Below are 22,875 nucleotides of genomic sequence, written 5' to 3' on the forward strand. Positions count from 1 at the left end.
TGCTGTCACCCTTTTATATCTTTCTCTATATCTCTATGAAATATTGACACTTTATATCCCTGATTTTCAATAGTCTTTTTTAGTTCTTCAGCCACTGTTACAGACCTATGCTTACCACCAGTACAGCCAATTGCAATTACAAGTTGTCCTTTTCCTTCTTCTGCATAATTTGGTATTAAAAATAAAATCAGGTCAAATAGTTTTTGTAAGAATTCTTTTGTAACTTCCCACCTTAAAACATATTCTTTTACATCAGGGTCCTTGCCTGTTTTGTGTTTGAGAGTATCTACATAAAACGGGTTTGGAATGAACCTAACATCAAAAACAAGGTCGGCATCAAGCGGAAGTCCGTATTTGAAACCAAAAGACATAATTGTGATTAGCATTGTTTCTTTTGACTTTTGTTGAACAAAAATCTCAAAAAGTTTTTCTTTTAAATCCTTTGGTAAAAGGGTTGATGTATCGATCACAAAATCAGCATATTTTTTCACATCCTCAAGCTTCTTTCTCTCTTTCTGAATAGCTTCTAAAATGCTACCGTCACCTTCATGAGTTAAAGGATGTTTTCGCCTTGTTTCTTTATATCGTTTTATAAGAACATCATCATGGGCATCTAAAAAGAGGAGTTTAAAGTTGCGGTTATCTTTTTTAAGCTCCTTAAGAACATCTTTGAAGTCATCAAAAAATTCTCCACCACGAATATCCACTACCGCAGCAATCCTTGAAATTTTCTCCTTTGTTGCACTTGCAAGTTCAGCAATTTTGGGTAAAAAGTGTGGTGGCAAGTTGTCTATGCAAAAAAATCCCATGTCTTCAAACGCCCTTATTGCCAAGCTCTTACCAGCGCCAGACATGCCAGTTATTATCACTATCTCCAATAAAATCACCCTTTTTTATCTACTATTTTGACCATCTTTTGGTACAAAAAGCGGTGTCTCAAACTCGCCTATGAACTGAATTTCAGGTTCAAGCAAAATTCCAAACTTTTCATATACAGTCTTTTGAGCAAGATAAATGAGTCTTCTTACATCCTCAGCCTTAGCATCTTCTACATTTACGATAAACCCTGCATGTTTTTCTGATATACATGCACCACCTATTCTATACCCTTTCAATCCTGCATCCTCGATGAGCTTCCCTGCAAAGTTGTTTGGCGGTCTTTTAAACACAGAACCTGCGCTCGGGTAAGAAAGAGGCTGTTTTTCTCGCCGCCTTTTTGAACATTCATTTGCTTTTTGCAAAGGCGTGATATCTTCTTTACTTGCATACTGCAGGCAAAATACCGTCTTGAGCAGGACAAGTTTTTCTTCTTTCAGTCGGCTATGCCTGTATGAAAACCTCATATCTGTCCTACCAAGCTTTACGGGGTTCAAGTTCTCATCCAAAACCTCTGCCCATTCAAAAACATCTTTTATCTCACCATCGTATGCACCAGCGTTCATATACACAGCACCACCGACAGTACCAGGAATTCCTACTGCAAACTCCAATCCTTTTAGACCTGCTTCGCACGCTTTTTTGGCAATCTGAGAAAGCATAGCTCCACACTCTGCTTCAATCACATTTCCATCTATTTTAAAAAAATCTATTTTTACTGTAGTGATTATCGCACCATCAAAACCTTTGTCAGAGACAAGAATATTTGAGCAGTTTCCAACAACAACATGGTTTATCGCTTTATCTTTTGCTACAGTTAACACTTCGATAAGTTGTTTGGTATTTTTGGGAAATACTATATATTTTGCTTCTCCACCTATCTTGAATGTTGTCAGGTCTTTTAAAGGATGGTTTTTTAGAAAATCAATACCTGAATCTTTTAAATACATTTCAAATTCCATTTTTCTATCACCTTAAAAGCTTCTGTTTCAAATTTTATTATATTATATTTAAACAAAAAGTTTAATTATTTTTTACCTCAACTGCCTCAATACCATCTTCCCAAGGCTTGAGTAACACAGAAAACAAGCTTTTTAGAGCTTTGGTACTTCCTTTTTCAAAAAGCCACAAATCTTCATGCTCCTTTTTCAGTATTACAGGCATGCGGTTGTGAATATGCTTTATTTCTTCTGCTGGCTCTGTTGTGAGAATGACAAAACTGTCTACGGTCATCCCACCTTCAAGCTCAATTCTTTTGTAAAGCCCTGCCATGTAAAAGACACTGCAATCTTTGGGTTTTATGAAAAACTTTTGTTTTTTGCTGCCATCTTTCTTCCACTCAAAAAAGCCTTGAGCAGGAATCAGACACCTGTTTGATATTATGCTGGAAAACAGAGGCTTTTGCAAGATGGTCTCAGCCCTTGCATTGATTATAACCTCTTTCTTGTTTTGAAGAGGCAATCCCCATCTTAAAATCTCAGCTCTTCTTTGAAAATCCTTTGACACAATTGATACAGCAAACTCTGTAGGAAATATCTCACCTGATTTCACTTTCTGTAAAAGTGGACTTCCTTCATATTTTTGAGAAATCTCATCTAAGATCTTTTTAATCTCTTCAATGTTATCATCAAGATTCAAAAAGTATCTCCCGCACACAAAAAATCAACCTCCAAAGCTAAGCTTCATGTCATAATATAAATCCATTATTGAACTATAAATCAAATCTGGCTTTAAAGATGAAGCCTCAACATCTTCCATCTTTGTCTCGCCAGACAAAACCAAAATAGCAACCATACCGCTATCCTTTGCCATTTTTATGTCTGTGTAAAGTCTATCTCCTATCATTGCAATCCTTTTTCTATCAACCTTTTTGAGATTTGAGATTATATCAACCATTATAGAAGAAGGTTTTCCAACAAAAACAGGTTTTTTCTTTGTTGCAATCTCAAGCAGATAGCAGATAGACCCGCAATCTGGTATATATCTTCCGCCATCTAAAGGACAGACAAGGTCCGGGTTTGTTGCTAAAAAAGGAACTCCTCTTCTTATAAGCTCACATGCATCCAAAAGCTTTTTGTAGGTAAGGGTAGTATCAAATCCAACAATAAGATAGTCTATATTGTAATTTGGACTATCAACAACAAAGATGCCCATCGACTTTAGCTCTCTTTTTAAAGATGATGTGCCAACAACATATACTCTTGGTGGTTTTTCTTTTTTGTGGATTGTGTTGATATAAATTCCCATAGCCTGACCAGAAGTAAATACGTTTTGTCTTGTAATCTCAAAACCCATGTTCAAAAGTTTTAAATAGTACTCTTCTGAATTTTTTGATGAATTGTTTGTCAGAAAAAGAAATTCTTTTTGATTTTCCTTTAAAAGTTTAATAAACTCTCTTGCACCTTCAAATACCCTCTCACCAAGATACACTGTGCCGTCCAAGTCAAGCAGGAAAAGGTCTATGTTTTTTAGAACGTTGCTATTCCTCATCTACAAGCTTCCCCTTTTTTATTTTTTGATGCTGCCAAAGTCAAAAGTCTTTTTGCAAAATCTTCATAACACTTTTGAGCATTGAAATTCTCTTCCCATGTCTTTCTTGCACCATAGCAAAACTTTTTATAATCTTCTTCGCTCATGGTAGCAAATTTTTCTATAAGGCTTGCAAGCTCAAAGTCTGAAAAGTTTTTGTCAAGCAAAAAGCCGTTTATTCCATTTTTTACAATCTCTTTAGTCCCACCAACATCTGTTGCTACAACAGGTATTCCAAACGACATTGCTTCCATGATAGACACCGGAAGGCCTTCTGACTGGCTTGTGTTTACAAATAGATTAAAGTTTTCTTTTGCATATAAGCTTAAAATATCTTCATTTTTCATAAACCCCAAAAATTTGAATTGAATGTTTCTTTTATTGTCCAGTTTTTCTTGAGCATATGATTTTATTTTTTCCAAAAGCTCCCCATCGCCAATATGAATCCACGAAATTTTAATGCTGTAAATCTTTTCAAGGCTACCAACAATCTTGTCAATCCTCTTAACAGAAGCAAGCCTTGCGCAGCTGACAAGTTTGAAAATTTCATCTCTTTTTTTATCAATGTTAACATCGTGTTTATTAAAAGTCCCCAAATACGACACTTCTGCTTTCTCTGTTTGATACCTTCTGGTTATATACTCAGCACCCATCTTTGAACAGGCAAAAATTCTATCAATATTTTCAATTATAAACTTTTTGCATGGCTGAGGATAGATCTCTTCATAAAGGTCCGAACCGTGCGCCCTTGAAACCTTTAGTGCAAAAGGCTTTTTGCAAATTGCTACTGATAACGCTAAAAAGTGAAACCAGTATGAATAAAGGATGGTGTCTTGCGTGGTAATATTGTATTTATTTATAAGTCTTTCTAAATTGGCAAGTGTAATATTTGTAATAAAAGTCCATCTAAAAAGCATCCATAAACTTAAAAGCTTGTATGAAAAAGGCTTTGAAGAAAATAGTGCTTTGAATGCTTCACTTAATATAATCTTTAAAAGTTTGGGGGTCAAAAGTAAAATCTCTTTCAAACCAAATTCTATTTCTGCCACTTCAACTTTAGGATTTTGAATATATTTTTTTAGGTTTTTTAGTTTCCTTGGTAACACCTTCCCTGGCCAGATAGGTACAATATATATCCTATCGAAAAACTTTGTTAAAATATCTATTTCATTCCCAACAAAAACATCCCTTTTAGGATGCGGAAAACCTATGGTAAGAATAATTAAGTTCAACTTTCTTGTCTCCCCTTGTATTAAATTTTCCTTATCCTTTTTTGAGTTTATCACTCAAGCACTGAAAGAGTCAACACAGCTTTTAAACCCAAAGACATAAAGACAAACTTGATTTACAGAAAAATTTATCTTATAATAGATGTATGAACAATTATTCAATTGTTCAATCTTTTATATGGGGTGAAAATAACTTGAATAATCAAACTGACTCTAAAAAGGTTGATTTGTGTAGCTGTACTGTAATTCATAATGATATTGTACAAAAAGTAAAAGAAAGTATTCCAGATGAAGAAGTTATGTTTGATCTTTCTGAATTTTTCAAAGTTTTTTCAGACTCAACACGAATAAAGATATTAAGTAGTCTTTTAATCTCTGAGATGTGTGTATGCGACTTAGCAGCAGTATTAAGTACATCTAAGTCGGCAATATCTCATCAGTTAAGACTACTTAAAGCATTCAGGTTAGTAAAGAATAGAAAGGCTGGCAAGGTTGTGTATTATTCTCTGTCGGATGACCATGTAAAAAGTATAATTGAACTTGGTCTTGCACATCTTAGCGAAAACCAGTAGATGAAAGGATGAGCCAAACTTGGCAAAAGTAAATATAGAATTAATTTTGGAAAATCTTTCATGTGCTAATTGTGCTCAAAAGATTGAAGAAAATGTTTCAAAGCTTCCTTTTGCTGAAGACGTTTCGCTAAACTTTGTAACAAAGAAACTCTCAGCAAAGGTTGACCAGAAACATTTAAGCACATTTGTTGAAGCAGTAAAGAAGATTGTAAACGAAATTGAACCAGAAGTTAGAGTACTTGTTACACCTAAGGAAAAACCAATGATAAATATAAGCGAAATCTTAGTGTTAGTAATTTCTTTTATATTTTTTGGAATAGGTCTTTTTACAAAAAGAGAACATTATTCATTAATCTTTTTCCTTTTTTCATACCTTCTTTCGGGAAAAAATGTTATATTAAACTTCTTTAAAAACCTTAGAAAACTTCAAGTGTTTGATGAAAATTTCTTAATGACAGTGGCAACACTAACAGCTATTTTTTTAAAGGAATACCCTGAAGCAGCCTCTGTTATGCTTCTTTACAAAATTGGGCAAATACTTGAGGATGTTGCTATAAACAAGTCAAGAAAAACTATACAGGCTCTCAAACACCTTGAAATAGAGTATGCAAATTTGAAAATTGGCAATAGCATCAGGAAAGTAAATCCAAAAGATGTTGTACCTGGTGATATAGTAGTGGTAAAACCGGGGGAAAGAGTGCCGGTTGATGGAACTGTAGTATCTGGCAAATCATTCTTGGATACATCTGCTATAACAGGTGAGTCAAAACTTTTTGCTGTTCAGCCAAATGACAAAGTTTTAGCTGGCAGCGTTGTAGTTGACGGTTTTTTGGAAGTCAAAGCTAAAAGTTTTTTCAAGGATTCTGCATTTCACAGAATAGTTGAGATTGTTGAAAATGCATCTGTAAATAAATCTAAAACCGAAAAATTCATAACAAGATTTGCAAAGGTTTATACCCCTGCGGTAGTTATTACGGCAATAGCATTAGCTATGTTACCACCACTGTTATTTGCCCAGCCTTTTTCGCTGTGGATTTACAGGGCAGCTATCTTTTTAATCATCTCCTGCCCTTGTAGCCTTGTTATATCTGTCCCACTTTCATATTTTGCATCAATTTCAAGACTTTCTTCGAAGGGAATACTGGTAAAAGGATCACAATTTATAGATATTCTTGCATCAGAAATAGGTAGTTTTCTTTTTGATAAAACTGGAACAATCACTAATGGAACTCTTTCTGTTGAAAAGATAGTACCTGTGGGAATTTCTCAACAAGAATTTTTGAAAATTCTTATAAGTCTTGAAAGTCTTTCGAATCACCCAATAGCAAAATCTATATTAAATCAAGTTGAAGAGAAAAATATTTCTTTGCATTCAGTGCAAGAGGTCAAAGAACATCCAGGAAGGGGAATAGAAGGAATTGTTGAGGGCAAAAAAGTTTTAATAGGTACAAAAGAGTTTTTGCAGGAAAACGGAGTTAAAATTGGGTATAGCTTTGAAATATCACCCGAATTTTCGTACATCTATGTATCGTGCGAAGGTAAATTCTGTGGGTATGTTGCCTTGAAAGATTCTTTAAAAGATGATGTAAAGAAGGTTTTTACTCACCTCAAAAGTTTTGGTTCAAAAATATACATCCTGACAGGTGACAAGAAAGAGGCGGCTGAAAAAATTGCAAAAGACCTTCCAATAGACGGTATTTATTCAAATCTCCTTCCAGAGGAGAAGGTAAAAGTAGCTGAAAAAATAAAACTTGAAAATAAAGAACGAAAATATATTGTATATGTGGGAGATGGAATAAATGATTCACCAGTGCTCTCTGTGTGTGACGTAGGAATTTCATTTGCAAAAAATGGCAGTTATCTTGCAACATTGGCAGCAGATATTGTTCTTCTTGATGAAAAGCTTTATAAGATTGTAAATTTAGTAAAAGATTCAAGGTTCACAAGAAAGATTGTTATTCAAAATATTTCTCTTTCTCTCGGAATAAAATTTACAGTAATGTTTTTAGGAGTTTTAGGAATTGCAAACCTGTGGGAAGCAGTTGCGGCAGACACTGGTGCAATGCTTTTAGCAGTTTTAAATTCTTTGAGAGTGCTCAAAAGATAAAAAAAGAGGTATAATATTTAAAGAGGGGGTTTTGCGTTTTTTGTTTTTTTAGTTTGCAAAAAAAGAGGTGTTATAAAATGATAGAGATGTATGTAAAAAACGTTGCATTTTTTGAAGAGGGGGGAGGATTTGCGGTTCTTTTGTGCGACAAGAACAATAAAATGGTTCTCCCTATCTTCATAGGACCACTTGAAGCTCAGTCAATTGCACTTGCCCTAGAAAAACAAAAGTTTCCACGCCCTTTGACACATGATTTGATGGTTGAGATTATGCAAAAGTTTTCAATTTTTATCCAAAAGGTTGTAATTACAGACATCAAGGATGGAACATACTTTGCGCAGCTTCATTTAAGAGACTACAACAATGTAATTTCTATCATAGACTCAAGGCCGAGCGACGCAATTGCGCTTGCTTTGAGAGTAAACTGCCCAATTTATATGGCCCCAAAACTTATAGAGTTTACCTATAAGTATGAAGAGCTGATACCACAATAAAAAGATTTACCTCAGTTCTATTACCTTCCATGCGCTTCTGTCAAGCTGACGACCAAGAAATTCTGTACGCACGCTTAAATAAAGCATGTTCGGATTTTTTAAGTCTTTTTTAGGAAATATTATTTCAATCTGATTCATTTTTCTTCTCATTTTTACATTTTGAAATGAAAAAGTATGGGTTGTCATGGTTTTTATTGCATTCATCTTGTTCCCAGAAATTGAAACATAAATTCTACCAAGATACTTGTTATTTTCGAAAACCCTTATGTGAAGATAATATGAAATAAGTTTCTTAGCAGAACCAACCATTTTGATACCTATATAGATGTTTTTACTATCGTGTGCTGCAAATATTGCTTCAATATCAGCACCTTTTTCAAAAATGAGTGACCATATGTCATGTGTCGGTTCCTTGCCAACTAAATACTTTTCTGAAAACAGATTGTCGCCATTATATTTTTTTGCATCTTTGCTATCTAATTTTGCGAATAGTTCGTTTTGACGAACAAATGCCTCCAAAAATCCTCTCATGACCTTCATCTGAGAGTGGTAGTCTGAGATTGAATTTGATTTTCTTTCTATCATATAGTCATCCAGTGGTACCTGATACCACTTTGTATCTGTAAACGCAAGCTTAAAAGGTGGGACAAGGTACATCTGAGGGTGTTTGCCAAAAGGAGTCGGCCAGTCCCCCCTGTGCACAAGATATTGCCACTCCTCGCACTTATAGTTTAGTGTCAATATTGAAAACTTAATAAATGCCGATGTTGCCCAGTGGTCAGGATGCTGGTCGCGTGAGTATGGGTATATGATTAAATCAGGTTCAAATGATTTTATTATGCTCTGAATATTTCTCACAACGTTAATTCCTTTATATTCTACTGCCTTCTGATAGGAGTTTGAATATGGACTTCTGAATGTGCGCGTTAAAGGATTAAAATATCCCACCTTAGAATCAAAATATTTTTCCCATAAAAACCTCAAACCCCTATCAGGATATCCTAAAAAAATTATATCTTCCCTTTTCAAACCCAAGTCCTCAAGCGCATGGATGGTTTCGTTCTGCCGAAGATAGCCAAATCTTATATAGTCATCAGGAGTAAGTCTTATCTTGCCAAAGTTCTGACCTGCAGCACGGGTAAAACCATCCCCATTTGTCATGACAACAACTTTAACTTTACTTCCACTCAAAAGTGCTCTTTGTATCACACCTGCAGAAGACAAGGTTTCGTCGTCACAGTGTGGGGCAAAGATAAGTATCCGTTTGTAATTTTCAACATGAAGCTGTGGAAGTTGAGCTGAAAAAAAGTAGTTTGAGATATACTCTCTTGCTAAAAATACAAGAACATTTGCAACAATCCATACAACAAATGCATATAAAATGTATTTTCGCTTAAATCTTATTCTTCTTTCATTCTGAGGTTTTTTGTAAATTCTACTTCCCACACTTTTAGCTTTAAACGGTGGCATATACTTTTCACAATACTCCTTTATAACAAAGATGCTTTTTTTATTTTACACTATCTTTGAGCCATTTTCCATTACAATTTCCCTAAAATCGCAAGCGGGCAGAAGCTCATTTTTATGTAGAGCTTCTGCCCGCTTTCTATATAAAAGGAGGAAATGAACGGGGGGATTTTGTATTTATGTAAGCCTTCAAAAACAATAGTTACAAGGGGGTTGTCCGCATTTTTCTTACCACCTGCTGTTTTCATCTATAATTATATGTTTTTTGTATACACCAATCAATACCAAAAATAAATGAACTTTTTCAATTTTCTTTTTGTTTTTTTAGTTATGTGGCTATGTGAATATTTGACCGATTTAAATAAAAAACTGTGCTTTTTTTGTGTACTTTAGCTATACACAAAAGTCTTCTCATTCCTCCTTATAACATCACTCTTTTTTAGTTTTATTCCTCATAAGTCCTTAGCTTGAAATTTACTCCTAACTTTTGAGCAATTTCTTTGCATTCTTCTATTTCCTTTTTTGAAATTATATCTACGCACGAAACCCAAACTTCCTTTATATATTTTTTGCTGTCTTTTATAAATTCAATCACGTAGTCATATATATCTTCATTAAACGGTTTGCAAATTTCATTGTACCTTTCTTTGTTTGGAGCATTGAGACTTATTGATATCCTGTCAATAAGGTTTGACAAAAGCTGGGGTACATTCTTTTTGTGAATATAAGATGCATGACCATTTGTGTTAACCCTCAGCGGCACTGAAGTTATTTCTTTTAGCTTTTTTGCCACCTCAATTACAACATCAAGTCTGATAAGTGGCTCACCATAGCCACAAAATACAATCTCATCATATTTTTGCGGGTCTTTTATTTCAAGAAGTATCTCCTCGGCTGTTGGGTCATGGTCAAGCCACAGGTCATACCCTTCGCCAAGCCCTCTCTCAGTGTTTCTTATACAGAATATGCATGAGTTTGTGCATTTGTTTGTAACATTGATATATAACTTGTTGTCAATTGTGTATGTTATCATTCCCATCTTTACTTTGATTCATCTCCCATCTTTTTTGTTTCTTAGTCTTATTTAATACCAAACACATTCATGGCATTTTTAGTTGTTTTTTCAATTATCTCATCTTCAGATACTCCCTTTATCTCTGCAATTTTTGTTATTACATATTTCAAATATGTTGAATCATTGCGCTTACCTCTATGCGGATGAGGAGTAAGATAAGGACTGTCTGTTTCAAGCATCAAAAGTTCAAGAGGGTACTCTTTTACAACTTCAACAAGCTTTTTCGCATTTTGAAAAGTTACAACACCACCTACCGAAATATAAATGCCATACTTTTTCAAAATCCTGCTCATCTCAACACTTCCTGAATAGCAATGTATCAAAACTGGAATCTTCCCAATTGCTTTATCAAGAATAATATCTAAGGTATCTTTATGTGCTTCCCTTGAATGAACAACTATTGGAAGATTTAAAGCTTTTGCAACCTCAATCTGTCTAATAAATATCTCTTTTTGAACATCTCTTGGTGAAAAATCATAATGGTAATCAAGCCCAATCTCACCAATTGCAACGTTCTTTTCAAACTTTGCAAGTTCAAAAAGTATATCCTCAAAACTGCTTGGTGCATCTTTTGCCTCGTGAGGATGAATTCCAACAGTTATATAAATGTTCTTATATTTCTTTGCAATTTCAATATTTTCTATTGAAGACTCAATAGAAGAAGAGGATGAGATGGCAATTATATTCTCGTCTTTTAGCTTTGCCATCACATCCTCTAAATCGTTCAAAAAAGCCTCATCATCATAATGAGCATGAACATCAACTATCATCACTTTACTTTAGCACCTTCTTTTATATCTTTTTCAGGAGTAATTAAGCAAAGCTCATCACCAATTGACGCTGCTAAAAGCATCCCCTGCGACTCAACACCTCTTAGCTTTGCAGGCTTTAAATTTGCAACAACCACAATCTTTTTGCCAACAAGCTCATCAGGCGTGTAGTGTTTTGCAATACCTGCAACTATTTGTCGTTTTTCATCTCCTAAATCAACAATGAGTTTAAGCAGTTTGTCTGCCCCTTCAATCTTTTCTGCTTCTAAAATTTTGGCAACCTTTAGTTCAATCTTTGCAAAATCCTCTATTGTGACGTACTCTTTCTGCTCTTCATTTTTATCATCTGCAGGTACTGCACCTTCTGGTTTTTTAACTTCTTGCTTGTTCGTATCTTCCATAGCATTTTCCTCCTTCTCAACTATTCTTGGGAAAATAGGCTCACCTTTTTGAACCTTTGTTCCTTCCGGAATTAAACCAAACTGCGAAGCACTCTCCCAAGTGGTTATATCAGTATTTTCATCTTTTGAAATTCCAAGCTGCTGTAAAATCTTTGGGGTTGTCTGTGGCATAAAAGGTTCTATCAAAATTGCTACAATTCTCAAAACCTCTGCTAAGTTGTACAAGACTGTTTTTAGACGCGGATACTTGGATTTATCCTTGCCAAGCACCCATGGCATTGTCTGGTCAATATACTTGTTTGCTCTTGCAATCAGCTTCCAGATTTCTATCAAGGCATTTGAAAATTGTAGATCATCAAGGTATTTGCACACCTTTTCGTATGTTTCCTTTGCCAAGGTTATTAGTTCATTATCAAGTTCTTCTTTTTCTTCAGGAAGATGGATAAATCCATCAAAATACTTTTCAATCATTGCGACTGTTCTTGACAATAAATTTCCAAGGTCGTTTGCAAGGTCACTGTTATGCCTTGTCTTTAAAGCATCTTCTGAAAAGTGACCATCTGCACCAAATGGAATCTCTCTCAAGAGGAAATACCTTAGACTATCAACTCCGTACTTTTGCGCAAGTATTACTGGATCCACTACATTTCCTTTTGACTTTGACATCTTGCCACCCTCTAAAAGTAGCCAGCCATGACCAAATACCATTTTTGGAAGAGGAAGACCCAGTGCCATCAGCATTGCTGGCCAAATTATAGTGTGGAATCTTACAATCTCTTTCCCAACAAGATGTACATCTGCGGGCCAATATTTTTTAAACTTGCTATCATCTTCACTCATGTACCCCAGTGCTGTTATATAGTTTGAAAGTGCATCTATCCAAACATAGATTACATGTTCGGGGTCAAACGGCACAGGAATTCCCCATTTTATAGTTGTTCGCGAAACGCACACATCCTCCAGCCCTGGCTTTATGAAATTGTTTATCATCTCATTCGCCCGTGACTGTGGAACAATAAAATCCGGATGATCTTCAATATACTTTACAAGTACATCCTGGTATTTTGAGAGCCTGAAAAAATAGCTCTCTTCCCTTGCCCTCTCAACAGGTCTACCACAGTCAGGGCATTTGCCGTCAACAAGCTGCCTGTCAAGCCAGAAAGACTCACATGGTGTACAGTACCAACCCTCATACTCGCTCTTGTAGATATCACCTTGCTCGTAAAGTTTTGTGAATATCTTTTGAACAACCTTTTTGTGACGTTCCTCTGTTGTTCTTATAAAGTCATCATATGAGATATTCATTAGCTTCCAAAGATCTTTTATTGACGTGACTATCTCGTCGACATACTCTTGTGGAGTCTTGCCAACTTCCTGCGCTTTTCTTTCTATCTTTTGCCCATGCTCATCTGTCCCTGTTAGGAAATATACATCGTATCCTCTGAGCCTTTTGTACCTTGCGATGGTATCTGCTGCAACTGTGCAGTATGTGTGACCAATATGAAGTTTGTCCGATGGATAATATATAGGCGTGGTTATATAAAATTTTGGCTTTTCCATAAACAATTTTCCTCCCTTTATTTGGAATTCTTATGAAATTTAAAATATAATTCGTACCTACATTCCATAACGCTTGTGAGCAAAATCGTAAAAAAGAATTGGTATTTTTGGTGGAAAATATGTAAATATTGGGAAAATAATCAGCATGATGATTAAAAGTATTACAAATGGTGCTTTTTTTATTTTTCTATTCGACAATGTTATTCCAAGTGAAACAAACTGGGCTATCATTACCGCTAAAGCAAGAGTAAGTATGTCAAGAACTAAATTGTCTTCTAAAAACGCTGTATAGACGTAGAAGAACACCGCTGTCAAAAATGGTATCAAAAATAGTGCAACTGTCTTCCCCACAATAAAATTGTCAAACTTCTTGCCATAAATAATAAATTCAATTACGTAAAAAATCAACCCCCCGAAAAATCCAATCTTAAGATGTTCCCATACACTCTCATTTACTGAAAAAATCACTGCAGAGGCTTTTATTCTGTTAAAAAAGTCAAATCCAAAGTGAAGTAAACTTGATATTCCAATGATTATAAATATGCCGATAATAGATGTTATTTTGGCCTTTCTTTTATAAATTCTCCTTGAGTATGAAGAAAGATAGATTTCGAACATTTTTACACCTTCTCTACTACCAAGTTTTTGTACTCACATACACAATTCACAAAATCTTTTTTGAGACAAAATTCAAGGTCAGTTTCAAAGCCAATCTTCTTTAAATGATTATAGTGATATGAATATTTTAATATTTCATGAGGGTCATTTTCAAATTTTTTATAAAGCACATGTGATGCAAGAGAAAGGTCATCTAAAAACACATCTAGAAGATTTTCTTTAAACAAATCTATAAAATAGCCAGCACAAAGGATGTCTTCAAGTGTAAACCTCTCTTCTGTCCCTGCACATACAATTGAAATTGTGTCAATATTATAGTGTAGAGTCTCTTTTATAATATACTCTGCAGTTTTTTTAGCATTTATAAATGAACCAAGAAAGATTCTCTTTGCAAAGGATGCTTTCCTGAGAGCTCTTGTACCGTTTGTTGTTGTTATGACAATAGTTTTGCCAAAAATGGCTTCCTTTTTGTACGAAAGAGGTGAGTTGTCAAGATCAAAACCTTCAATTTTTGAGCCGCCTCTCTCACCTCCAAGAAGAACGCTTTCATCTAACTTCTTAAAAAGCCTTGCCTCAGAAATATCCTCAACAGGAATCATTCCTTTTGCACCATTTGAAATAGCCCAAATCATAGTAGATGTTGCCCTGAGAAGGTCAATAACAATGGCGTATGAATCTTTTAAAACCTCATCAATTACCTCTTTGTAGTGTGAAAATGTAATTATCTTCAAGATGACACCTTCTTTCTTGAAAATCATTATTCTATTAATTTGATTAATTTCTGACAATTATCTAAGAAAAATCTCTTGACATTATCCCAGTCAAGTCTAATGAACATCTTGGGCATTACTTCATCCTCAGCATCATCAAAGTAACAGAGACTCATAATGATATGATAAAGATTTACCATTTTGTTTGGAAATTTTTGTGGAAGAAGCTTAACAAGCTTTTCTAACTCTATTCCTGTTTGGCATATACAGTACAAATCAATAAAATCTTTTTTAGAGCCTCTTGAAGAAATAGCAACTAATTTCATCACACCTATATCTATTTTTGAAGCAATTTTCAAGCCTTTTACTTCAGTTGGTATTACAAGACTATCTAATAAAGGATTAGGATAATATAGCCATGTTACCCTAACTCCATCTAAAAGCACATGAAGAGTATCTTTTGCTGAGTACAATATGTTTATATCGCACACTTTTTCCAATTCATATATTATATATTCGCTTGAAAATTCTATTGGTGAAAAAAAGTCGAAGTCCTCTGAAACTCTATGTCCAAGCTGCAAAGAAAGTCCTGTCCCCCCACCTAAGTAAAATTCTCCAATTACATCACTTTTTACAATCTTATTTAGAACTTCATACCTTTGACACTCTAAAACATTAAAAAACATCTTAACGCTAACCTCCATTTTGAAATACCCCTAAAACGGAAACATCCCTTCCATCTTTTTGAAAACCTCAAAACACCTCATTTCATCCTCTTTCAAATTGAAATATAGTTGCCAAAATCTTGCAGGTTTTTTCAAAAGACTTCTGCTATTTTTTACCACATCTTTAATCTCTTCTTTTGAATATGTGCTAAATAGCCACTTTATTGAATCTTGGTCTCCAAAGTTAAGAAGGCGCGTGATGATAAATGCTTTGTGCCTCTGAATGTCTAAATCTTCAAATTCAATATCCCAAAAGAATTTTTTTAACTTTTCGGGTATTTGAGTTTGGCTGTCCATCTTAAAATCATAAGCCCCCAAAAGAGTTTGCTTTAACTTTATATATACCATACTTGAGCAAAAAGATACACATTTTTTTTAAGCTTTTGAGTAAGAATTGTGGTATAACATGGAAATGAGAGGTGATATAAAATAGTTTTGAGCAGATGCGGGATTTGTTCTCACCAAGTACTTTACTTTAAATTCAAAATCAGTTAAACCTTTTTAATAAAGTAGTTTTAACATAATTCAAAACTTTTCAAGAACAAGACGTTACTGTGCTCTCAAGTAATTATTTATTTTTGACCAAAGTCCTGTCAGCTGATGAACTAAAATCTTATGAGCAAAAACATTCCTATTTTTCAAGACATTATGTTGTATATTTATAGTCCTCAAAATAGAGCTGTACTTTATTTAAAGGTATAAGAATAGAGTGGTGTAAGTAGCGTTAAGATAGCACATTTTATTTTCAGTCTTAATTTGTAAAAGGTGTATAATCCCTTTGAACCTTCACTGACTATTTATCTTAGGCAGTGTGAATATATCGATGTGTCTTTAATCTTAAAAGGATATTTTAAATTTATTATTTTGGGGTCACACCTCATTTAAAAGTCTTATAATCTCATCTGTACTTAGCACTGCTTCTGCCGCCCCCTTTTCTATGGCAACTCTTGGCATACCAAAAACTACACATGATTCTTTACTTTGTGCAATTGTCAAAGCACCCTGATTTTTCATTTCCAAAAGACCATTTGACCCATCACAACCCATTCCAGTCATGATTATGCCTGTTGCATATTTTCCGTACCATTCAGCTACTGAACTGAATAAAATATCACAAGATGGTTTGTGGCTATTTACCTTTTCGACATTTTCAAGAAGTCTTATGTAATACTTTCCTAAGATCTTTTCAACAGCAAGATGTACTCCACCTTTTGCTATATAAATTACACCATTTTCAATCTTTTCACCATCTTCGGCTTCTTTCACCTGTCTTTGAGATATTTTGCAAAGCCTTTCAGCCAAGGCTTTTGTAAATGCTGACGGCATGTGCTGAACAACTAATATTGGAATTGAAAAATCTTTCTTAAGATTTGTAAAAATCTTTTCTAAAACAGGGGGGCCTCCTGTTGAAATTCCAATTGCTATTACTTTACTTTCTCTTAGCCTATCCACTAAATAATTAGTAGTACCAGCCTTAAGTCCCTCAAGATAACCTAAAACTTTGGGTTTTTCTTTTTCTATCTTACTTTTTTTACGGCTAAACTCTCTTTCTGTTAATATCCAGCGAACTTTATCTAACAGTTCCTTTTTAAAGTCTTCAAACTCCTCTTTATTGGCAGGTTTTAATATGTAATCTATTGCGCCTCTTGCAAGTGCTTCAAGAGTAATCTTTGCACCAGGCTCAGTATAAGCTGAAACCATTACAATCTTTGTCAACGGATTTATCTCTTTTAAATAACTTATCAGTAAAAGACCATTCATATAAGGCATTTCATAATCAACCAAAGCTAAATCAATGTTAAATAAATTCGCTTTCCTGACAGCTATAAGAGGATTTGTAGCCAAAAATACAACTATGTCCTCTTTTAAACCCCTCAAAGCACTTTTTATAACTTCACACATAAGTTCAGAATCATCAACAATCAAGATCCTTTTCATAGCTTTTTCACCAGGTTATGAATAGTGTTTAAAGTATTAAAAACTATTTAAAATTTTGCTAAATACTATTCTTTGTTAGGCTACATTCAACCTAACTGGGTGTAACCCCACACCCTCTATCCCCTCAGCAAATGCTTTGGGAAATACTTTTCTTATAATATTATACGCACTGTTAACATCCGCATTTATTAATATCCCTTTGTTGCTCCTAAATAAGCCTCTCTTTATTCTTCGACGTGGATTATAATTTATTTCTTTGATTTCTTCTCCATCTAAAAAACTGCAGCCACTTGTGTAGCTCTCTTCTGTAATTATTACACTAATCCCTTCTTCTTCACACTTATACTTGAGCATATTTACAAACTGATTAAATGGTATAGAAGCAAAATTTTGATTATTTACTTTGCCAAGCTCTATCTCCTGCTTCCAGTTTGGATTATACCCAACAACAAGAGTGTCTATTTCGTGTTGCTTACACCAGTTGACTATAAAACGGCTTGCTTTGTGCATAAAATCCTTAATCTTGTTGTTCCTCTTTAAAGTCAACTTCTCTATTCTTTTGCTACTTCCTCTATTGCCTACATAACTCATAAGCTGTGCTCTTTTCTTGTTGTAATACTGATTTATTGACTTAATAACTTTGCCATTAATAACAATAGGCTTTATGCCTATGTTATTTACTAATGTTACAAAGTTATTAAGCCCTAAATCTATTCCTGCTATCCTCTTTGGTGGTCTTTTTACCTTGGCTATTTCCTTTTCATAAACTATTTCAACTACATAAATGCTTCCTTTTGGAATTATCCTGACTTCTTTTAATTTGTCTGTTATCCTTGTCTTTAGCTTTAATTCTGTCTTCGGAAAAGTCAAATAACCATTTTTAATCTTGCACTGCTGATTTGTAAAAATAGAAATAGCCCTGCCGTCTTTTTTCTTATACTTTGGTAATTTAGGTCTACCCAAAAATTTACTTTTATCTTTGCCCCATTCTTTCATTGCTTTAAAAAATGACTTCCAGTTTTTATCAAGAAGTCTTAGCACTTGCTGTGAAGTCTGAGCTGGCAGGCTCTTATAACTCTCATGGTCTTTTAACATTTTGTCAAGTTCTCTGTATCTTATCCACCTGCCACTTTTTATAAATTCCTGTCTTACAGTGTAGTTTGCAAAGTTGTATAAATTCTTTGCTGCAAAACACACTTTATCACAATAATTCCATAACTCATGGTTCTTGTTTATCTGTATTTGCTCTGTCCTCTTGAGTATTATCTTCAAACACCTCACTTTCTAAAAGCTTTCTTATTTTTTGAATTTTTCTTTTGCTATAAAATTTCATACTGTAACAGTAGAGCAAACTTATAATTTCTTCAATTATTTCCTGAGAATCAAGCTTCTTGCTTCCAACTTCCGATGCAACTACTATTTCAGTGTTAAATTTTCTAAATAAGCGTTTAAACAATTCAAATCCCACTCTGCTCAACCTATCTTTATAGGCTATAACAACCCTTTGTACCTTACCTGCAAGAATATCTATCGGGCATTTTAAAAAATTCATTTCTTTTTTCAAAGCTAATTCCCCATGCTTGTTCAGAGAATACTCCGTGTATTTTATAGCCACTATTAAAACAAAACTGTTTTAATAATTCAATTTGATTTTCTAAATCCCTCTTTAGTTTTGGAGTTGAAACCCTTGCATAAATAGTTGTAATCATAAAATCCATTTGGCATAACCGTTACTCTTATTTTCCCTTCTTTTACATACTTAGTTAGGGTTGGTCTTGATATTTTTAATAATTCCAGAACTTCTTTTGCTTTCATATTTATATCATCCATAAATACTATAACACAATTTAGAAGCCAGGCAAATATATTTTATTTAAAATTTTAATATGTTTAAAACCGTTTATTAATTTTTGCCACCATATAATTTTTTATTTTAGAATTTCAAAGCTTTATAGCTTCATATATGGGAAATTATACACAAAATTTTTGTAAAAATTCAATTAAATTTTTTGTGATTTTTAAGAACAAAATAATACAAAAGATAGGATAATCGATTTCGGTTATAGTTATAATAGAATTTTTGAATTGCTTTATTATATTCAAACAAAAAAAGGCTGACCTTTCTGACTTCATGAGAAAGGTACAGCCCATGCTTTTTTATTGTAAAATTGGGATTGTAGCAGTGCTACCCCAGTTAGTAAAGAAACAATTTACTTTTTGGATAACGAGGCTGGAGTTGAAGCTTTTGAGGATTTTTTAGCACTTTTTGTACTTACCTTTGAAGTTTTAACAGAATTCTTTTTCGACTTTGTTGTCGATGAAAGTTTAGCTACCTTTTTATATTTACTTGTTTTTGCCAAAACCTTAGTTGAAGACTTTGATGCAACTGTTGAAATCTTTTTTACCGTACTTTTTGTCATAGATTTTGAATTTGTGGCTGCAAAGCCAAGTGCTCCAACCATAATAAATACTGATAAAACTACAACTGCAACTACTCTTTGAATAAGCTTTGAATTTAATTTCACCTCAGACACCTCCTCTTTTAAAAATTTTTGAACTTTTATTCAGATTCTTATTTTAAACCTTTACCATTAAAAGAAGCTTAAAGAAGGATTAAACTTTTTTAATTTATAAAGCTTTTGACATAAGCTATAATTTTGAGATAGAAACTAAAGTGCAGGTGAAAGTTTAAATGAGAATTTTGGTGGTGGAAGATCAGGAATCATTAGCACATACTATTGCAAGAAGACTTCAAGAAGTAGGCTACAGCACAGACATAGCTCTCGACGGACAGGAAGGTCTTCATTTTGCTCTAAGCGCTAACTATGACCTCATTATACTCGATATAATGCTTCCCAAGATTGATGGCATAGATTTGCTGAAACTTATAAGAACAAAGGGAATTCAAACACCAGTACTCTGCCTGACTGCTAAAGATTCAATAGAGGACAGGGTCACTGGGCTTGATGCTGGTGCAGATGATTATCTTGTAAAGCCTTTTTCATTTGATGAACTTTTAGCAAGAGTAAGAGCATTGCTAAGAAGATATAGCCAAACAAGAGAACCAATAATCAAGGTAAAAGACCTTGTAATAGATACAAACTCCCACAAAGTCACAAGGTCGGGAAAAGTAATTGATCTTACAACAAAAGAGTACTCTATTTTAGAATATTTAGCCAGAAATAAGGGAAGAGTTCTTACCAGATCTCAGATAGCTGAACATGTATGGAATTATGACTTTGAAGGAACTTCAAATATAGTAGATGTGTACATCCGGTATCTTCGTCGGAAAATTGATGATGGGTTTCCTGAAAAGCTTATTCACACCATTCGTGGTGTAGGATATATGCTGAGGGATGAAAAATGAAAAGAAATTGTCTTAAATTTTTAAATATAAGGCTAAAGCTTACTATCTGGTATTCTACAATGTTAATGGTCATAGTAGTTCTGTTCAGTCTATTTTTATATCTCCTTATGTTTCAAATTCTTGAAACAAGTGAGAAGAATTTTTTGCAGGACTTTGCAAATGAGGTTGCCCTGAGAATAAACATTTCAAAAGACAACAGAATTTCTCTTTCAGAGTCACACAGGATAATCAGTTCAGGAGCACAAATAGTAGTATACTTTATGACCAACAAGGTGATATATGCAACAAGTAATCTATTTGCAAAAAGTGTAGAAAATATTCCTTTTAATACAGCGGTGAGAATGTTTGAATTAAACGAAAAGGATTGGCTTGTATATGACCAGCAAATATACGATGAAAAAAATAAGCCAATTGGCTGGCTCAGGATAGGAAGACCATCTGCTACAAAAAGAGTTATGAATAGTTTAAAAAAGGTCATATTTTTATCCACTCCAATTCCATTTTTAATTGCAGTGGCAGGAGGATACCTTCTTGCCAAAAAAGCATTAAAACCCATTGATGATATAACAACAATGGCAAGAACAATAGGACACACCGATTTGAGCAAACGTTTAAATTTTCCAAACACAAATGATGAAATCGGCAGGCTTGCTCTGACATTCGATGAGATGTTGGAAAGGTTAGAAAGTGCATTCAAAAGAGAAAGACGGTTCTTGTCAGATGCATCACACGAGCTTCGAACTCCACTTGCAACTGTCAAAGCTTTAGTGGAAGAAGCGCTTGAAAGTGACCTGACAAAAGAAGAATATCGTCACAGGCTAATCTCCATCCATAGAGAAATATCAAAGATGAACAAAATAATATCCCAGCTATTTATGCTCACACGGTGTGAAGAAGGCAATTGGCCGGTGGATTTTGAAAATATAAATCTAAAAACAATGGTAGAAGATGTAATAGTAGAAATGGATGAATATGCCTTACAAAGAAATGTTAAACTTTACCATGAATGTGAAAAGGATATTTTTATTGAAGGTGACCAGACACTGCTTACCCGACTCTTTATAAATCTTATTGAGAACGCTATAAAATACAACAAAAAAGGTGGATGGGTAAAAGCAAAAGTTGAAGAACTGGACCAGCAAGTAAGAATAATTATTGAAGACAGTGGCATTGGAATTCCTCAAGAAGACCTTCCTTTTATTTTTAACAGATTTTACCGGGTTGATAAATCGCGTGCAACTGAGGGAATAGGTCTAGGTCTTTCCATTGTCGATTGGATAGTAAAAATTCATCAGGGAAAAGTAAATGTAACAAGTACTGTTGGAGTAGGTTCAAAATTTGAAGTGAGCCTTCCAAAACATCAGACCAAACTACATTCTACTTAAGAATCTTTTCTTTACAATCCAACGCAAAGATTTTATAATTTAGTTACTAGAAACATATCACTTAAGTACTCAAAAAAGGGCTGAATTGAGAATGGTCATCGCAGTGTTAGATGGACAAGGAGCAGGACTTGGAAGGGAGTTTATAAAAAGATTAAAAAAAGAGTTTGAAGATAAAATAAAAGTCGTTGCGCTTGGGACTAACAAAGTGGCTATGCAGAACATGCTCAAAAACGGCGCAGATGTGGGATATTGTGGTGAGGATGAGATTGTTTATTTTTTAACAAATTTTGTACCAGATGCAATTGTGGGACCCATCGGAATTTTGACGTGTGGCGGAATTGGCGGTGAGATAACAGCAAAGATAGCCCAAACGGTATTTTCTCTTGAGTGCAAGAAGTACATCATTCCTCTTAATCTGCATGGAATATTTATTCCTGGCACACTCAATCTTTCAATCAAGGAGATATTTAATCAGATAATTGAAGATATAGCCCTTAACATAAAAAAAGAGGACAGGAGCTTATCTTCCCCATCCTCTTGAGTATTCTTCAAAGCAGTCAAGACAGTAAAACTTGCCGTCCAAAACTCTTATTTTATTTTCTGCTGTCTTTTCACCGCACCCTGTACATTCAATGCTTTTGAAGATGCGTGCAGATGGTGGAATAGTATCTTGTGGCTGTTTTAGCTCAAACAGCTGTGAAAGTGGTGCACTGAGAACAATTTTGAGCCTTTCTTCACGTGGCATGTCATTGTCAAAACCTTTAAAAACAACCCTTATTCCTTCATTAGTGTCACGCCTGAAAAAGGTAAATGCATGTTTGCCTCTGTCTTTAAATATAAGATTTCCTTTTCCAACAGTGCAGCCCAAAATAATCTGAATAGCATCAACACCACAGGCATCTGTCTCTGTTATACACACAACCTCTTCGTCTTTTGAAAAAGTAAGATCAAGCTTTTCTATTGCTACTTCACATGCTCTAAATCCTATTGCAAGACCAGGGCAACTGTGTCCGTGAAACTCTATGCATTTTTGCCAAAGTGCGCTGTCCATT

Annotated in this window: 23 protein-coding genes and 1 pseudogene; 6 read left to right on the forward strand and 18 right to left on the reverse strand. The window is 34.3% G+C overall.

Annotated features, from left to right (window positions below; genetic code table 11):
• Positions 1-5 precede the first annotated feature (5 nt).
• The 5 genes from rapZ to CaldiYA01_RS10505 form a co-directional block, all read right to left on the reverse strand.
• On the reverse strand, positions 6-878 hold the full coding sequence (gene rapZ / locus CaldiYA01_RS10485) for an RNase adapter RapZ (protein ID WP_207179489.1): 873 nt from the start codon (positions 876-878) through the stop codon (positions 6-8).
• Between the two features lie 15 nt (positions 879-893).
• Complete coding sequence (gene murB, locus CaldiYA01_RS10490) at positions 894-1,838, reverse strand: UDP-N-acetylmuramate dehydrogenase (RefSeq protein ID WP_207179490.1); 945 nt, start codon at positions 1,836-1,838, stop codon at positions 894-896.
• 61 nt (positions 1,839-1,899) lie between these two features.
• Positions 1,900-2,532, reverse strand: a complete 633-nt coding sequence (locus tag CaldiYA01_RS10495) for an SOS response-associated peptidase (protein WP_207179492.1) — start codon at positions 2,530-2,532, stop codon at positions 1,900-1,902.
• A gap of 6 nt (positions 2,533-2,538) precedes the next feature.
• On the reverse strand, positions 2,539-3,366 hold the full coding sequence (locus CaldiYA01_RS10500) for an HAD-IIA family hydrolase (RefSeq protein ID WP_207179494.1): 828 nt from the start codon (positions 3,364-3,366) through the stop codon (positions 2,539-2,541).
• Entirely contained in the window at positions 3,363-4,637 is a 1,275-nt protein-coding gene (locus CaldiYA01_RS10505; protein WP_207179496.1) for a glycosyltransferase, read from the reverse strand. Before CaldiYA01_RS10505 ends, CaldiYA01_RS10500 begins: the two co-directional genes overlap by 4 nt.
• A gap of 191 nt (positions 4,638-4,828) precedes the next feature.
• Here CaldiYA01_RS10505 and CaldiYA01_RS10510 point away from each other — a divergent pair, with 191 nt between their 5' ends.
• The 3 genes from CaldiYA01_RS10510 (at position 4,829) to CaldiYA01_RS10520 (ending at position 7,807) form a co-directional block, all read left to right on the forward strand.
• Positions 4,829-5,206 (forward strand): ArsR/SmtB family transcription factor, encoded by a 378-nt coding sequence (locus CaldiYA01_RS10510; protein WP_207179498.1) that lies wholly within the window; start codon positions 4,829-4,831, stop codon positions 5,204-5,206.
• A gap of 19 nt (positions 5,207-5,225) precedes the next feature.
• Complete coding sequence (locus tag CaldiYA01_RS10515) at positions 5,226-7,313, forward strand: heavy metal translocating P-type ATPase (RefSeq protein WP_207179500.1); 2,088 nt, start codon at positions 5,226-5,228, stop codon at positions 7,311-7,313.
• Positions 7,314-7,390: 77 nt separating this feature from the next.
• Positions 7,391-7,807, forward strand: coding sequence for a bifunctional nuclease family protein (locus CaldiYA01_RS10520; RefSeq protein ID WP_207179502.1), 417 nt, complete (start codon positions 7,391-7,393; stop codon positions 7,805-7,807).
• A gap of 6 nt (positions 7,808-7,813) precedes the next feature.
• Here the strand turns inward: CaldiYA01_RS10520 and CaldiYA01_RS10525 are convergent, their stop codons facing one another.
• From CaldiYA01_RS10525 to CaldiYA01_RS10580, 12 genes and pseudogenes are all read right to left on the reverse strand, one after another.
• Positions 7,814-9,277, reverse strand: a complete 1,464-nt coding sequence (locus tag CaldiYA01_RS10525; RefSeq protein ID WP_207179504.1) for a PIG-L deacetylase family protein — start codon at positions 9,275-9,277, stop codon at positions 7,814-7,816.
• 442 nt (positions 9,278-9,719) lie between these two features.
• Entirely contained in the window at positions 9,720-10,313 is a 594-nt protein-coding gene (locus CaldiYA01_RS10530; RefSeq protein ID WP_207179509.1) for a TatD family nuclease-associated radical SAM protein, read from the reverse strand.
• Positions 10,314-10,354: 41 nt separating this feature from the next.
• Positions 10,355-11,119, reverse strand: coding sequence for a TatD family hydrolase (locus tag CaldiYA01_RS10535; protein WP_207182833.1), 765 nt, complete (start codon positions 11,117-11,119; stop codon positions 10,355-10,357).
• The gene (gene metG, locus CaldiYA01_RS10540; protein ID WP_207179510.1) at positions 11,119-13,080 is read right to left on the reverse strand and encodes a methionine--tRNA ligase; all 1,962 of its coding nucleotides are present in this window, start codon (positions 13,078-13,080) and stop codon (positions 11,119-11,121) included. Before metG ends, CaldiYA01_RS10535 begins: the two co-directional genes overlap by 1 nt.
• Positions 13,081-13,137: 57 nt before the next feature.
• On the reverse strand, positions 13,138-13,698 hold the full coding sequence (locus tag CaldiYA01_RS10545) for a DUF6512 family protein (protein ID WP_207179511.1): 561 nt from the start codon (positions 13,696-13,698) through the stop codon (positions 13,138-13,140).
• Positions 13,699-13,700: 2 nt separating this feature from the next.
• The gene (locus CaldiYA01_RS10550) at positions 13,701-14,429 is read right to left on the reverse strand and encodes a 2-phosphosulfolactate phosphatase family protein (protein WP_207182834.1); all 729 of its coding nucleotides are present in this window, start codon (positions 14,427-14,429) and stop codon (positions 13,701-13,703) included.
• A gap of 26 nt (positions 14,430-14,455) precedes the next feature.
• Complete coding sequence (locus CaldiYA01_RS10555) at positions 14,456-15,112, reverse strand: nucleotidyl transferase AbiEii/AbiGii toxin family protein (protein WP_238480523.1); 657 nt, start codon at positions 15,110-15,112, stop codon at positions 14,456-14,458.
• A gap of 12 nt (positions 15,113-15,124) precedes the next feature.
• Entirely contained in the window at positions 15,125-15,430 is a 306-nt protein-coding gene (locus CaldiYA01_RS10560; protein ID WP_207179513.1) for a DUF6922 domain-containing protein, read from the reverse strand.
• A gap of 573 nt (positions 15,431-16,003) precedes the next feature.
• Entirely contained in the window at positions 16,004-17,071 is a 1,068-nt protein-coding gene (gene cheB, locus CaldiYA01_RS10565) for a chemotaxis-specific protein-glutamate methyltransferase CheB (protein ID WP_207179520.1), read from the reverse strand.
• A 75-nt stretch (positions 17,072-17,146) separates the two neighbouring features.
• Positions 17,147-18,343, reverse strand: a complete 1,197-nt coding sequence (locus CaldiYA01_RS10570; RefSeq protein ID WP_207179522.1) for an RNA-guided endonuclease InsQ/TnpB family protein — start codon at positions 18,341-18,343, stop codon at positions 17,147-17,149.
• Positions 18,291-18,886: pseudogene (locus tag CaldiYA01_RS10575) on the reverse strand (IS607 family transposase). The gene CaldiYA01_RS10570 and the pseudogene CaldiYA01_RS10575 overlap by 53 nt, the downstream one beginning before the upstream one ends.
• 395 nt (positions 18,887-19,281) lie before the next feature.
• Positions 19,282-19,596: a hypothetical protein gene (locus CaldiYA01_RS10580; protein WP_207179525.1), complete on the reverse strand. Its 315-nt coding sequence runs from the start codon at positions 19,594-19,596 to the stop codon at positions 19,282-19,284.
• Between the two features lie 167 nt (positions 19,597-19,763).
• Here CaldiYA01_RS10580 and CaldiYA01_RS10585 point away from each other — a divergent pair, with 167 nt between their 5' ends.
• The 3 genes from CaldiYA01_RS10585 to CaldiYA01_RS10595 all read left to right on the forward strand — a co-directional run bounded on the left by CaldiYA01_RS10585 (position 19,764) and on the right by CaldiYA01_RS10595 (position 22,364).
• Entirely contained in the window at positions 19,764-20,438 is a 675-nt protein-coding gene (locus CaldiYA01_RS10585) for a heavy metal response regulator transcription factor (RefSeq protein WP_207179527.1), read from the forward strand.
• Positions 20,435-21,823, forward strand: a complete 1,389-nt coding sequence (locus CaldiYA01_RS10590; protein WP_207179529.1) for a sensor histidine kinase — start codon at positions 20,435-20,437, stop codon at positions 21,821-21,823. The genes CaldiYA01_RS10585 and CaldiYA01_RS10590 overlap by 4 nt, the downstream gene beginning before the upstream one ends.
• A 91-nt stretch (positions 21,824-21,914) precedes the next feature.
• Positions 21,915-22,364, forward strand: coding sequence for a DUF3842 family protein (locus CaldiYA01_RS10595; protein ID WP_207182838.1), 450 nt, complete (start codon positions 21,915-21,917; stop codon positions 22,362-22,364).
• Here CaldiYA01_RS10595 and CaldiYA01_RS10600 read toward each other — a convergent pair.
• The gene (locus CaldiYA01_RS10600) at positions 22,344-22,874 is read right to left on the reverse strand and encodes an FmdE family protein (protein ID WP_207179531.1); all 531 of its coding nucleotides are present in this window, start codon (positions 22,872-22,874) and stop codon (positions 22,344-22,346) included. The genes CaldiYA01_RS10595 and CaldiYA01_RS10600 overlap by 21 nt on opposite strands.
• Between the last annotated feature and the right edge of the window lies 1 nt (position 22,875).

Origin of the sequence: Caldicellulosiruptor diazotrophicus (genome assembly GCF_017347585.1) — a bacterium.
In the GTDB taxonomy this organism is placed as follows: domain Bacteria; phylum Bacillota; class Thermoanaerobacteria; order Caldicellulosiruptorales; family Caldicellulosiruptoraceae; genus Caldicellulosiruptor; species Caldicellulosiruptor diazotrophicus.

Bases quoted from the DNA above. Each gene is read 5' to 3' on its own strand.
- CaldiYA01_RS10560 (WP_207179513.1), bottom strand. From the start codon at position 15,430: ATGGACAGCCAAACTCAAATACCCGAAAAGTTAAAAAAATTCTTTTGG.
- CaldiYA01_RS10595 (WP_207182838.1), top strand. From the start codon at position 21,915: ATGGTCATCGCAGTGTTAGATGGACAAGGAGCAGGACTTGGAAGGGAG.
- CaldiYA01_RS10535 (WP_207182833.1), bottom strand. From the start codon at position 11,119: ATGATAGTTGATGTTCATGCTCATTATGATGATGAGGCTTTTTTGAAC.
- CaldiYA01_RS10585 (WP_207179527.1), top strand. From the start codon at position 19,764: ATGAGAATTTTGGTGGTGGAAGATCAGGAATCATTAGCACATACTATT.
- CaldiYA01_RS10555 (WP_238480523.1), bottom strand. From the start codon at position 15,112: ATGGAGGTTAGCGTTAAGATGTTTTTTAATGTTTTAGAGTGTCAAAGG.
- CaldiYA01_RS10545 (WP_207179511.1), bottom strand. From the start codon at position 13,698: ATGTTCGAAATCTATCTTTCTTCATACTCAAGGAGAATTTATAAAAGA.
- CaldiYA01_RS10530 (WP_207179509.1), bottom strand. From the start codon at position 10,313: ATGGGAATGATAACATACACAATTGACAACAAGTTATATATCAATGTT.
- metG (WP_207179510.1), bottom strand. From the start codon at position 13,080: ATGGAAAAGCCAAAATTTTATATAACCACGCCTATATATTATCCATCG.
- CaldiYA01_RS10525 (WP_207179504.1), bottom strand. From the start codon at position 9,277: ATGCCACCGTTTAAAGCTAAAAGTGTGGGAAGTAGAATTTACAAAAAA.
- murB (WP_207179490.1), bottom strand. From the start codon at position 1,838: ATGGAATTTGAAATGTATTTAAAAGATTCAGGTATTGATTTTCTAAAA.
- CaldiYA01_RS10590 (WP_207179529.1), top strand. From the start codon at position 20,435: ATGAAAAGAAATTGTCTTAAATTTTTAAATATAAGGCTAAAGCTTACT.
- CaldiYA01_RS10500 (WP_207179494.1), bottom strand. From the start codon at position 3,366: ATGAGGAATAGCAACGTTCTAAAAAACATAGACCTTTTCCTGCTTGAC.
- cheB (WP_207179520.1), bottom strand. From the start codon at position 17,071: ATGAAAAGGATCTTGATTGTTGATGATTCTGAACTTATGTGTGAAGTT.
- CaldiYA01_RS10600 (WP_207179531.1), bottom strand. From the start codon at position 22,874: ATGGACAGCGCACTTTGGCAAAAATGCATAGAGTTTCACGGACACAGT.
- CaldiYA01_RS10520 (WP_207179502.1), top strand. From the start codon at position 7,391: ATGATAGAGATGTATGTAAAAAACGTTGCATTTTTTGAAGAGGGGGGA.